Raw genomic sequence first — 12,490 nt, 5'->3', positions numbered from 1 at the left:
CATAGTACGCGCAGGTCTCCCGGAGCAAGGGGGTAAGTGCCACCGTCGGGGTTTCTTTACGAAAGTTCACAGCTGCTGTATGGCTGTGGCCTTGATGGTCCTTGGAGCGGGCTGGTTTTGTGCTCGGTCTGCCGTGAAAGGCTCACCTACTTTAATGGGGCTAAATGTCCCTGTCTGTGAGAGAATGAGTGTGGTAGTGTGCCGTCCGCATACGGTCTCACTACCCAGTAGGCACCCTGATAGGAGACCGCTACGCCGCTAGCTTTGCGCTGTCGGAGCGGTTATTCCCTGCAAAGAGTGGCCCCGGATGGGCCGCCTCGGAGGTCGCCGCTGGCCCGGTTTTCACTCGGTACGGAGCATAGAAGCCTTGACCGACCGAGGATAAGCCTAGGTGCTCTAGCGAACCGGGTAGACAGGATTTCGGTGGACACCGCGTTAGTAAGCGGTGGGATCATCGACGAACTATAAGTCCGCTCATGCGGTGGCGGCACATGTACTTAAAGGAGAGTGGACGCTGATGAGCAGCGAACAGAACGAGGCCCCAGGAAACCTCGAACCCCAGTCTGTGGAGGAACCTCAGACTGCGGTTAAAGATCAGCCTGAGACTCAGGAGGCTCCGGCCGCTGAGAATAAGCCCGTCAAAAAGCGGACTCGCACCCGTCGCCCTGTCACGAAGGCTCAACCCCAAGAAGTCGCGCCGCAGGGTGAATCCGATTCGGAGCCCGAAAGTCCTACAGTAACCAGCGAAGTCGACGAGTCTGCCGAACCCGCTGAGCAGTCATCTACCGACAGTGCCTCGGAAGCCACCGAAGGACCCTCAGGGCAGACGGAGGAAGAGGTAGAAGAAGCTGTTGTCGCCGAGGAAGAGGACCAAGCTGGCGGGCTAGACCCGACCATGACCGCCGAGGAACAGGCCGCAGAAACTGCCCGCCAGAAGACCCTGCGTGAACAGAAAGAAGAAGAACTGGCCCGTATTGCAGCTGCTGCCAGCGCTAATAGCCTGCTCTTCTACTCACCCGACCTTGATTCCATCAAGGAACAGCTCCGCGCTGAGGAAGAGGCCCGCCGTGCGGCAGAAGAGGCTGAGCGACGCGAGCGCCGTCTGGCTGATCTTGACCCTGAGGTTACTTCCCGTCGTCGTCGTCGTCGCCGCCGCGGCGACGCTGACCTTGAGTTTGAGGGTGGCACTGAGGGTGATCCCGAGGACACCGTTGTTAAGGTGCGCGCACCCCGCCTGCCTGATTCTCACAGTAGCAACCGGGTCACCGGTGTTCGCGGTTCTACCCGCCTTGAGGCTAAGCGCCAGCGCCGCCGCGAAACCCGCGCAACCGGCCGTCGTCGCCAGATCATCACCGAGGCTGAGTTCCTGGCCCGCCGCGAGTCGGTGGACCGCCAGATGCTGGTGCGTCAGAAGGACGATCGTCTCCAGATCGGTGTTCTTGAAGACGGTATTCTGGCCGAGCATTTTGTCTCTAAGACCCAGCAGGATTCCCTGATTGGCAACGTCTATCTGGGCAAGGTCCAGAACGTTCTGCCCTCTATGGAAGCTGCTTTCGTTGACATTGGCCGTGGCCGTAACGCTGTGCTGTACGCGGGGGAGGTCAACTGGGATGTCAGTGGCCTGGATGGTGCCCCCCGCAAAATTGAGAACGCTCTCAAAGCTGGGGATTCGGTGCTGGTGCAGGTAACCAAGGACCCCGTGGGGCATAAGGGTGCCCGTTTGACCAGCCAGGTTTCGCTACCTGGTCGCTACCTGGTGTATGTACCCGGTGGCTCTATGACCGGTATTTCTCGTAAGCTACCCGATGTTGAACGTCAGCGCCTGAAGAGGATTCTTAAGGACAAGCTCCCCGAAGATGCGGGCGTTATTGTGCGTACTGCCGCTGAGGGCGCTAGCGAAGAAGAGCTGAGCAACGATATCAACCGTCTGCGTGTTCAGTGGGAGGAAATCAAGGGAAAGAGCGAGTCCCGCAAGGTACTTGCCCCTGAGCTTCTCTACCAGGAACCCGATCTGACTATCAAGACGGTCCGCGATGTCTTCAATGAGGACTTTACGTCCATGATGGTCCAGGGGCAGGAAGCCTGGGACTCGATTGAGGCCTATGTTACCTATGTTGCCCCCGATCTGCTCGATCGCCTCAAGCAGTGGGAAGAGGACGATGACCTCTTTGACCACTACCGTATTGAGGAACAGCTCCAGAAAGCACTTGACCGTAAGGTCTACCTGCCCTCCGGTGGTTCGCTGGTGATTGACCGCACCGAAGCTATGACCGTAGTCGATGTGAACACGGGCAAGTTCACCGGTAGCGGTGGCAACCTGGAAGAAACCGTTACTAAGAACAACCTGGAAGCGGCCGAAGAAATCGTCCGTCAGCTCCGTCTGCGCGATATTGGTGGCATCATCGTGGTTGACTTCATTGATATGGTCCTTGAGTCTAACCGCGAGCTGGTACTGCGCCGTCTGGTGGAGTGCCTGGGCCGTGACCGCACCAAGCACCAGGTCGCTGAAGTGACTTCCCTGGGTCTGGTTCAGATGACTCGTAAGCGTATGGGAACCGGCCTGCTTGAGGTTTTTTCGGAGCCCTGCGAGGCCTGTGCAGGCCGTGGTCTGCTGGTGCATGACCAGCCGCTGAAGGGCCGTAGCGGCGGCGCGTCGGACTTCATTCACCGTTCTGAGCGCGATGACCGCAAGCGTTACCGCAACCAGAAGAATCAGGTTCGCCGTGCTGACATCGCCGAAATTGATGAGAGCGATGAGCAGAAGGCTGAGGCCCGTAAGGCGGCTCTTGCCAATCTGGTAGCCGCTACCAGTGGCCAGCACGAGGATGAAGAGGGAGAAGCCGAATCTAAGTCAGCTCGTAAGCGTAAGCGCCGCAAGCGTAACCGCCGTGCCGAAGCTGGTGCAGAATTTGATGCTAGCCAGCAGGGTGCAGAGCAGGTCCTTACTATCGGTGATGATGTCATTGAGCTTCCCACCGGTGGTGAGCTTGAGTCTCTTGAAGAGGGCATGGGGGAGCAGGGCTCCTTCACGCTTGAAACTCTGGCCGCTGTGTTCGACTCTGAGGCCCCGGATCAAGAGGACAACCGCCCCGTAGGCCGTGCCCGCAACCAGGGTAAGCGCCGTGGCAGTAAACAGCGTCAGGAGATTTCTGCCGATGCTCTGTCTGCGAACTCTGATGCCAGTTTGGAAGTTGACCCCGAGGCTGACTCTCGCTTTACGCAAAGCTCAACCAGGCTCGATGCTATCCGTGCCGCTGAGGCTAGGGCCCGCGCCTCCCAGCGTGCTGGCCGTGAGTACCAACCTCGCGACGGCGAAGAGTCTAAGGACTCTCCCCAGCGCGGTGGCGACCGTACGGGTCGTAGCTCCAACCGCCGTAACTGGAATGAGCGGGATAGCTCACCTGAAGGTGGTCGGGGCCGTGGCCGGCGTCCACGCAGGGCTACCAGCTCGGACGTCAAGTATGTCGCTCCCCTTGAGGTTCCTGCTGAACCCGGTGTCACCGGTGTGGCAACCCCAGGTAAGAAAGCTGCTGAGCCTGTTGCTGAGGTAGCGCAGGTCGAAGCTATCGCTGAGCCGGTAGCTGAGTCTCCGCGTAAGAAGCGCCGCCCCCGCCGTGCTGTCAGCTCAGGTGCCGGATCTTCGGCTGTCAAGACTGAGCAAGTTGCAGCTGCCCAGGGTACTTCGGTTGTTGCCAGCCTTGAGCAGGTTCAGAAGCCGGTAACCGCGGCTGAGAACGGCCCCGTTATGTTGGGTGTTGGTGTCTCTGCCGCTGACATCAAGCGTCAGGGCCGCTAAGCCCTAGCCGGTTGGCCCCCGCCCCTTCGCCGGGACGGGGGCCTGTTTGCGTTTTGAGCTACCGCGAGATTGAGGGTGAGTGCTTGCCCACACCCCTGCTCTCTGCTTGCCCAACGCAAGGTTAAGGCGTAAACTTGTGAGCTGGTGCTGTTCTCACAAGCAAGCGTTAGCGTGAGTTCAGCTAGGGCATGAACATCCTCTAGGGTATTTCAAGGCCAAGCCAACAGAGGATAATTCATCACTGAAAATACCCGGTGCAAACTGTGGTAACCGGGTAAGGCACCTTGCTGTTGAGCCGGTGAAGCTTTCAGAGATGGTTATCTTGCAATTATTAAAATGACGTCAAGAGAAGTGAGTTCCCAAGTGGCATACGCAATTGTTCGCGCTGGCGGCCGCCAGGAAAAGGTCTCAGTAGGAGATCTCGTTACCCTTGACCGCGTCGCTGGTGAGCCTGGAAGCACTATTGAGCTTCCTGTACTGCTGCTAGTTGATGGGGACAAGGTCACCGCTGATGCAAAGACCCTGGCTTCTGCCAAGGTAACTGCTGAAAAGATCGAAGACCTCCGCGGTCCCAAGATCGTTATTCAGAAGTACAAGAACAAGACCGGTTACAAGAAGCGTCAGGGCTTCCGCGCCGAACTGACCACCGTTAAGATCACTGCGATCAAGGCGTAAGTTCGCACTAGACTGGTTTTAAAACAACCCATTCTTTTTACCTAAGGTAGGCATCAATGGCACATAAGAAGGGCGCAAGCTCCACCCGCAACGGCCGTGACTCAAACCCCCAGTACCTCGGTGTTAAGCGCTACGGCGGCGAGACCGTCAATGCCGGCGAGATTCTCGTTCGTCAGCGTGGCACCCACTTCCACCCCGGCAACAATGTTGGCCGCGGTGGCGATGACACCCTGTTCGCTCTGGCAGCAGGCAAGGTCGAGTTCGGTACCCGCAAGGGCCGCAAGGTAGTCAACATCCTTGCAGCCGCTGAGTAAGGTTTTATAGCTTTTTCAGTGTAGAGGGCGACCACGCTAGACGTGGTCGCCCTTTCTCATGTTTTTGGGTAAGGTTCGCAATAACCAGACCTGCTCTTTTTTGAGCCTGTAGACTTATACCCACACTATTTTTTATTTTTAGCTTTAAGGAGCTTTATTTCGTGGCAGAATTTGTAGATCGCGTGGTCCTGCACGCAACAGGCGGGCACGGTGGGCACGGCTGTGTCTCGGTTCGCCGTGAAAAGTTTAAGCCTTTGGGCGGTCCTAACGGCGGTAACGGGGGCAAAGGCGGTGACGTTATCCTGCGTGTGGACGGTCAAACAACCACCCTCCTGGAGTACCACCACAGCCCTCACCAGCACGCCCCTAACGGCGATATTGGCCGTGGCGACATGTCGCACGGCTTCAATGGGCAAGACCTTATTCTGCCTGTTCCCCAGGGCACCGTGGTTAAAGATAAAGACGGTAACGTGCTTGCAGACCTGATTCGCATGGGCGATGAGTTCGTTGCGGCTGAAGGTGGCATGGGGGGGTTGGGTAACGCGGCTCTAGCCTCGACCAAGCGTAAGGCACCTGGCTTCGCTCTGCTGGGCATTCCCGGTTCACAGCGAGATATCGTCCTTGAACTCAAGTCAATTGCCGATATCGCTCTGGTGGGCTACCCCTCAGCCGGTAAGTCTTCGCTGATTGCCGCTATTTCTGCTGCCCGCCCCAAGATTGCCGACTACCCTTTCACCACCCTGATTCCTAACCTGGGTGTTGTGCAGGCAGGCGATACCCGTTACACCGTAGCCGATGTACCCGGCCTCATCGAGGGAGCCTCAGAAGGAAAGGGCCTGGGCCATAGGTTCCTGCGCCACGTAGAGCGCTCAAGCGCACTGGTACATGTCATTGACTGCGCTACCTTGGAACCCAACCGCGACCCCATCTCTGACTTCGATGTGATTCGTGCTGAGCTGGAAAACTACGAGGTTGACCCCACCGCCGGTGTGACCGTCCCCCTCAACGATCGCCCCCAGATTATCGCTCTGAACAAGGTCGATGTCCCCGAAGCTCGTGAGCTTGCCGAGTTCGTGCGCCCCATGTTTGAAGAGCGCGGCTACAAAGTCTTTGAGATTTCTACCGCCTCTCATGAGGGCCTGCGCCAGCTCACTTTTGCCATGGCCAAGCTGGTGGAGGAAGACCGCGAGGCACGCAAGAAGAGCAAAGAGACACCTGCTGAAGATGTCACCATCGTCAAGCCCAAGGGCTTCCGCTCGCGTAAGCGCCAGGAGTTCATTATCCGCAAGGAAGAACGTAACCTGGAGCCCCTGTTCCGCGTGATGGGCGAAAAACCTGAACGCTGGATCAAACAGACTGACTTTAACAACGATGAGGCCGTGGGATATCTGGCCGACCGTCTAAACCGTCTGGGCGTGGAGGACGAACTTTTCAAGGCCGGTGCCGTTGCGGGTGATGCCGTGGTCATCGGTGAAGAAGCCGATGCAGTGGTCTTTGACTGGGAACCCACTATGGTTGGTGGCGCAGAGCTACTCTCCTCACCGCGCGGTACCGATGCCCGCCTTGAAGAGCTGATTCGCCCGACTCGTGCCCAGCGTAAGGCTGAGTTCCACGAGCGTATGGATGCCAAGGCTGAGGCTCGAGCAGAGCTTGAAGCTGAGCGTAAAGCCGGTATTTGGACCGAATCTGTTGCCCAGAAGAATTCAAAGCGCTCTCAGGATTCCTCGGACCAGTAGGGCGCCGGGTATAAAGCTGCGATTAGGGTTTCATAATGTGCAATGAGTCGCCTGCCAGCGTGAGTTGGTGGGCGACTCTGCTGTATATTCAAAGAGCTAAAGACGATTCTTTAAGGGAGCTAAGCAATGGATTTGAAGGACGCCTTTCAGGCGAGTGCTGAGTCTCGGGGCAAACACCGGCGTAGCCCGATTCTCCATCGCTCGGATATGCCGCTGGCTCAGCGCATTGTGGTGAAAGTTGGTTCCTCATCCCTTACCTCTATTGAGAATTCGCTGGACGAGCTGGCTATTGCTACCATCTCCGATGTCCTCGCCAAGAAAAAGCGGCAGCACCCCAATATTGAGCTGGTTTTTGTGTCTTCAGGTGCTATTGCCGCCGGGTTGGCACCGCTGGGGCTGTCACGCCGTCCTAAGGATTTGGCGACCCAGCAGGCTGCGGCATCGGTGGGGCAGTCGCTGTTGATGAGCCGCTATACCGATATTTTCTCTCGCTACGGCGTGACTGTTTCACAGGTGCTCTTGACCGCTGAGGACCTCATGGCCCGTGACCGCTACCAGAATGCCCACCGCCAGTTGGAGCGCCTTTTGGATTTGGGAGTCATGCCCATTATTAACGAGAACGATGCGGTGGCGACCACTGAGATTAAGTTTGGCGATAATGACCGGATTGCGGCGCTGGTTGCCCATACGGTCAAAGCTGATGCTCTACTCTTGCTATCCGATGTTGATGCGCTCTACACACGTCACCCTGACCAGGGCGGTGAACGTGTCAGCCACGTAAAAAATGAGCAGGATTTGGCTGGGCTGAGTATTGGCTCGGTGGGTTCTGCCGGTGTTGGCTCAGGCGGTATGGTTACTAAGGTCAAGGCCGCCCAGGTGGCCGCCGCCTCAGGCATTCCTGCCCTGGTCACCAGCGCGGCTCTGGCCCGCCAAGCCTTTGCTGGTGAGGACGTGGGCACCTGGTTCTACGCTACCGGCGAGCGCCGGCCCGTCCAGACCCTGTGGTTGGAACATCTGGCCGACATTGAGGGAACCCTGGTCGTGGACAAGGGAGCCGCCGCAGCTCTGCTCCGCCGACGCTCGCTTCTGGCTGCTGGGCTGGTGCGTGTTTCCGGGAACTTTGAGGGCGGTAGCCCCGTAGCGATTGCCGATGAGTCAGGCACGGTTCTTGCCCACGCTTTGAGCTCCTACTCTTCTGATCAGACAGCGCAGATGGTGGGGCTGCATACCGGGCAGATTCAGCAGGCTATGGGTGAAACATACGACGGTACAGTCGCCCACGCCGATAATATTGCCCTGGTTGCTAGTGCCGTGCGTTAGATAAAGTTTTCCTGGCTGATGCCCTGATCTGTCGCTAGCATGGGGTGTAGGTTTTGAACGAGTGAAGGAGTTAGGGTGATGGCAGAGCAACTGCTTGTTCCAGAAGACGTGATGTGTCAGGTAGCCGATATGGCTGAGGATGCACGCATTGCCTCGCGTAGGCTGGCGAAGGCTGATACCCGGTGGAAGAATAAAGCCCTGCTTGCGGTAGCGGATTCTTTGGAACTTCACGCCGAGATTATTACGGAGCAGAACGCTCTGGACCTTGCCCGGGAGCGGGATAAGGGCATGAGCGAGGCCATGCTGGATAGGCTTGCCCTGAACCCCAAGCGTGTGAGTGAGCTGTCAGCTGCTCTGCGTGAGCTGGTTGCCCTTCCAGATCCCGTGGGCGAGCTGGTGCGGGGTTCAACCTTACCCAACGGTCTGCGTATGCAGCAGGTTCGGGTGCCCCTGGGCGTTATCGGTGCCATTTATGAGGCAAGGCCGAATGTCACGGTCGATATTGCTGGCCTGGCTATTAAATCCGGTAATGCGGTCATGCTTCGTGGCGGCTCAGCTGCTGCCAAAACCAATCAGGTCATTGTTCGAATTATCCGTGATGCTGTGCACGCTACCGGGCTACCGATTGACTCAGTGCAGTCTGTTGATGAGTTTGGTCGCGACGGCGCCAATGCGCTCATGCAGGCACGTGGCCTGATTGACGTCCTGATTCCGCGCGGTGGCCACCAGCTGATTCAGTCGGTGGTAAACAAGGCCCGTGTTCCCGTCATTGAGACCGGTGAAGGCAACTGCCATATCTTTGTCGATGTTTCAGCCGACCCTGCACAGTCAGCTGAGATTTTGGTGAACGCTAAGACCCAGCGCCCAGGTACCTGCAACACGGTCGAGACCCTTCTGCTGGCTGAGGGCTCCGAAGCATCCTCTGCTGTCCTGGCCGCACTGGTCAATGCAGGGGTAACCCTGCACCTTGATGAAGCGTCACGAGCTCACCTGCCTGCCGGTGCTCAGGCACTTGATGCAAGAGAAGAGGACTGGGCTACCGAGTACGGTTCTCTCGACCTAGCGGTTAAGACCGTCCCGGACCTGCCAGCCGCTATTGAACACATCCGCAAATACTCAACGGGCCACTCCGAGGCGATCCTGACAAATAGCGTGAGCAACGCAGAAAAGTTTATCCGTGATATCGATTCGGCTGCGGTTTATGTGAACGCTTCGACCCGCTTCACCGATGGTGGTCAGTTCGGTCTGGGCGCAGAAGTCGGCATTAGCACCCAGAAACTGCACGCTCGCGGTCCCATGGGTCTTGAACAACTGACCACAAGCAAGTGGATTGTGCGAGGTGACTGGCACACCCGCGACTAAGTGAGTAAAAAACTTGTCGGCTATCGGGGAAAGACCAGCAGAAGCCGGCTCTAACCGGTAGCATGGTGTTAGCTCCATACTATGCCCGCGCTGAGGGGAGCATACGCCCCTAAGGTTTGAAAGGTACACACATGATCTCATCTGCTCTTGCAGCAGGCACCGCAGTCCTTGCCTCCGAAGAAGGTAGCCACCAGCTCCATGTTCTGGGTATGCCTACCTACATGTTTGCCATTTTTGGCTTTGTCTTCTTCGGCCTGCTCTTTTTCATTACTATTTCTTTCTCTGGCCGCGGCATCGTTCGCCCCGATCATGCAGCTGACCATCTCTCAGAGGATGAGGCCAAAGCTCTGCGTGATTACACCAGCAAGCACAAGCACTAATTAGCCTTTAGTAGATTCGGCGCGGTTGCCTGCAGTGACCTTTCGGGGCGCGGGGCCCGCGCCGAATCTGTACCCCGAACCCGCTTCCCAGGAGTCCCGTGATTCGCCCTGCCCAAGATATCCGTAAAGCCTTGAGTATCCCTGAGCCTGACCCCTCAGCAACGAGGTTAGGTGTCATGGGCGGCACTTTTGACCCGATCCACCACGGGCACTTGGTGGCCGCCAGCGAGGTAGCTGCCGTGCTAGGCCTGGATGAAGTTGTTTTTGTGCCTACGGGCAACCCCTGGCAGAAGGCTAAGAAACGGGTATCTGACCCGGAGCACCGTTACCTGATGACGGTGATTGCCACAGCTTCTAACCCGCGCTTTAGCGTCAGCCGGGTCGATATTGACCGTGGGGGACCGACCTACACTATCGATACCTTGACTGACCTGCATAAAGATCGACCGAATGTTGAGCTTTTCTTCATCACCGGGGCCGATGCTATGAGCCAGATCGCTACCTGGAAAGACGCAGACAAAATGTGGGATTTGGCTACCTTCGTTGCGGTGACCAGGCCCGGTCATGAGCTCACCGTACCGCCCCAAGCGGAGGGTAGAGTCCGTGTTATTGAGATTCCGGCTATGGCGATTTCGTCAACCGATATTCGGGATCGGGTGCGGTACCGTCTGCCGGTGTGGTACCTGGTGCCCGACGGGGTGGTCCAGTACATCAACAAGTATGACCTCTACCAGCACACCGCCGATGAAGAGGGGGGCGGGCGATACAGCGATGGTTTGCCGGCCCACAAATAGGTAACGGCCCAGGTTGGCTGATGGGGACTTTAAGGCTGACTTGGTACTATTGAGTCAAGATTTAGGCACTTTCGTGAGGAATGAAACTGTGAGCAGCACACCCAAGAAGGCAGAGGGCACCAGTAAAAATGTCGCGCCCAGTTATCTCTCCGATACTTTCATCACAGATGATGGTATTGAGGTGCCACCTCCTACGCGGCCGATGGGTCCTCGTCGTCTTTCTCGCTACTATGATGAAGCTGCCAATTACCTGCGGGCCGTGGCGCGCGGGGATGATGAGCTACCCCCTCCTCCTGTGTTTATGGGGAAGGTTGAGGGGCTGACCGTCAAAGCTGACCCGAGTGCTACCCTGGTGGGGCTTTCGCAGATGGGGAGTATTAGCACTGATGAGGGAGAGTTTGACATTGATTATGACCATAACCAGGTCACTCTTGTTGAGGACCCCCTGGGGCATATTGGCCAACAGATTCTTGGCGAACCCGATGATGGGCAAGCTCTAGGGTCTGACCAGACTGACTTTGCGGCAGCACCGATTGAGATTGGTAGCGACAGCGATTTCATCAGTATTGAAGATCTTGCATCAGGGGGCGACGCCCACGAAACAGCCCATGAAAATTCTGAGGCTAACGATGAGCCTGCTGCCGGTGAAGATGCCCAGGAAGAAGCCATCAGCCCTGAAGAAGCAGAAGTTAAAACGAATGAAACTGCCGACCAGGCCGATGATGCTGTAGCCCAAGCGGTCTCGGCTCCCCTTGCGACTCCTGCTCTAGAGCTACCTAGCCCCGTTCGTGCTATCGATGCCCAAGGCCTGGACTTGACTGAACTCGACACACCAGCCCAGCTTGCACCGAGTGAGCATGCCCTAGCCAGCGAGACGGCTCGTGCTGTAGAATCTGATAGTTCTGAAGAAAACACTCAGGTTCCTGAGGGCAAGCTTCTTGCTGAATCGGAGAGCGATACCTCAGATGAACCGTGCCAGGCAGATTTGGTTGACGGACCTGATGCTTCTGTCATCACAGGTCAGCAACAGGGTGGTACCGGTGCTCTTGACCTATCAGCAGATGCTGAGGCGACTGATGCTGTTGAATCGGCATCTTCGGAGAAGCCCGGCAAGGGCGGCACCCTTGTCGCTATGGGGGGCATCTTCCTGTTTCTGGTTGCCTTGGTTCTTGTCTGGGTCGTTTTTTACAATTAGATTTTAGATGAATAAAACCCCTCAAAAAGTTTGGGGGAGTGAAGTGCTCGGAAAGGGCGAAATGACTGCTGCTGCAGAGTCTATTGAAGCATTGAAGGTAGCCGCACGCGCGGCTGATCAGATGCAGGGTACTAACCTGCTGGCGGTCGATGCTTCGGATATCATGGGTTTGATTGACGGTTTCTTGGTGGTCTCGGCCCACAACGAACGACTGGTCAACGCGATTGTTGATGAGGTGGAGGACAAGCTCCGCGAAGAACTGGGCCTCAAGCCCTTGCGCCGGGAAGGCCGCGCCGAGGGCCGCTGGGTCTTGCTGGACTTTGGCGATATTGTGGTTCATGTTCAGCATGAAGAAGACCGCGCCTTCTATGCTTTGGACCGCCTGTGGGGCGAAGCGCCCCGTATCGACCTTGGCCTGGAAAGTGAAGCTGGTAGGGTTGATACCCAAGGGGCTGAAGCTGATTTCAATATCATCACCCCTGAGGCTGATCTGATGAACCAGCGCGAGGACTAAATTTTTTGCTCTAGCTAGCCAGGAACGTAGCTTACTTTTTGAGGTGCCCTGCCCCGAGTGGGCGGGGCACCTTTTTCTGTAACTCTCAATAGACGCAGGGTGTGGCACAGTTCATAAATGTTGCCGGTCGGTGAATTTGCCTTAGCGCTTGGGTGTGCCATAAGATGGAGAGGTCGCCAAGAGCGGCACACAACTTTATAAGGGGCTATGGCGCAGTTGGTAGCGCGTCTGCATGGCATGCAGAAGGTCAGGGGTTCGAATCCCCTTAGCTCCACGGGGGTATGGCGCAGTTGGTAGCGCGTCTGCATGGCATGCAGAAGGTCAGGGGTTCGAATCCCCTTACCTCCACCAAGAAAGGCGGTCTTCGTGATGACATATCACGGAGACCGCTTTTTCGTGCCCGA

At 57.0% G+C, this 12,490-nt stretch carries 10 protein-coding genes and 2 tRNA genes; all 12 read left to right on the top strand.

All coding sequences use genetic code 11. From position 1 onward, the window contains the following. The first annotated feature begins 517 nt into the window (after positions 1-517). The 12 genes from ACN08Y_RS05340 (at position 518) to ACN08Y_RS05285 (ending at position 12,437) form a co-directional block, all read left to right on the top strand. Entirely contained in the window at positions 518-3,796 is a 3,279-nt protein-coding gene (locus ACN08Y_RS05340; RefSeq protein WP_419112040.1) for an Rne/Rng family ribonuclease, read from the top strand. A 363-nt stretch (positions 3,797-4,159) separates the two neighbouring features. After that, the gene (gene rplU, locus ACN08Y_RS05335) at positions 4,160-4,471 is read left to right on the top strand and encodes a 50S ribosomal protein L21 (RefSeq protein ID WP_419099576.1); all 312 of its coding nucleotides are present in this window, start codon (positions 4,160-4,162) and stop codon (positions 4,469-4,471) included. A 56-nt stretch (positions 4,472-4,527) separates the two neighbouring features. After that, positions 4,528-4,785: a 50S ribosomal protein L27 gene (gene rpmA / locus ACN08Y_RS05330; protein ID WP_135013898.1), complete on the top strand. Its 258-nt coding sequence runs from the start codon at positions 4,528-4,530 to the stop codon at positions 4,783-4,785. Between the two features lie 161 nt (positions 4,786-4,946). Then, entirely contained in the window at positions 4,947-6,521 is a 1,575-nt protein-coding gene (gene obgE / locus ACN08Y_RS05325) for a GTPase ObgE (RefSeq protein WP_419099577.1), read from the top strand. A 126-nt stretch (positions 6,522-6,647) separates the two neighbouring features. Continuing rightward, positions 6,648-7,841, top strand: coding sequence for a glutamate 5-kinase (gene proB / locus ACN08Y_RS05320; protein WP_419099578.1), 1,194 nt, complete (start codon positions 6,648-6,650; stop codon positions 7,839-7,841). Positions 7,842-7,919: 78 nt separating this feature from the next. Next, entirely contained in the window at positions 7,920-9,203 is a 1,284-nt protein-coding gene (locus tag ACN08Y_RS05315; RefSeq protein ID WP_419112039.1) for a glutamate-5-semialdehyde dehydrogenase, read from the top strand. Positions 9,204-9,334: 131 nt separating this feature from the next. Then, positions 9,335-9,583, top strand: a complete 249-nt coding sequence (locus tag ACN08Y_RS05310) for a hypothetical protein (protein WP_419099580.1) — start codon at positions 9,335-9,337, stop codon at positions 9,581-9,583. A 98-nt stretch (positions 9,584-9,681) separates the two neighbouring features. Further along, on the top strand, positions 9,682-10,377 hold the full coding sequence (gene nadD, locus ACN08Y_RS05305; protein WP_419099581.1) for a nicotinate-nucleotide adenylyltransferase: 696 nt from the start codon (positions 9,682-9,684) through the stop codon (positions 10,375-10,377). An 88-nt stretch (positions 10,378-10,465) separates the two neighbouring features. Beyond that, positions 10,466-11,572, top strand: a complete 1,107-nt coding sequence (locus ACN08Y_RS05300; RefSeq protein ID WP_419112038.1) for a hypothetical protein — start codon at positions 10,466-10,468, stop codon at positions 11,570-11,572. 61 nt (positions 11,573-11,633) lie between these two features. Further along, positions 11,634-12,086, top strand: a complete 453-nt coding sequence (rsfS, locus tag ACN08Y_RS05295) for a ribosome silencing factor (RefSeq protein ID WP_419099583.1) — start codon at positions 11,634-11,636, stop codon at positions 12,084-12,086. A 201-nt stretch (positions 12,087-12,287) separates the two neighbouring features. Next, positions 12,288-12,360 (top strand) — tRNA-Ala (locus tag ACN08Y_RS05290). Between the two features lies 1 nt (position 12,361). Further along, a tRNA-Ala gene (locus tag ACN08Y_RS05285) sits at positions 12,362-12,437 on the top strand. Positions 12,438-12,490 lie beyond the last annotated feature (53 nt).

The organism is Rothia sp. P5764 (assembly GCF_048512965.1).
GTDB lineage: Bacteria > Actinomycetota > Actinomycetes > Actinomycetales > Micrococcaceae > Rothia.
Note: the sequence above shows the minus strand (reverse complement) of the source record. Positions and strands in the feature narration are given on the sequence as shown.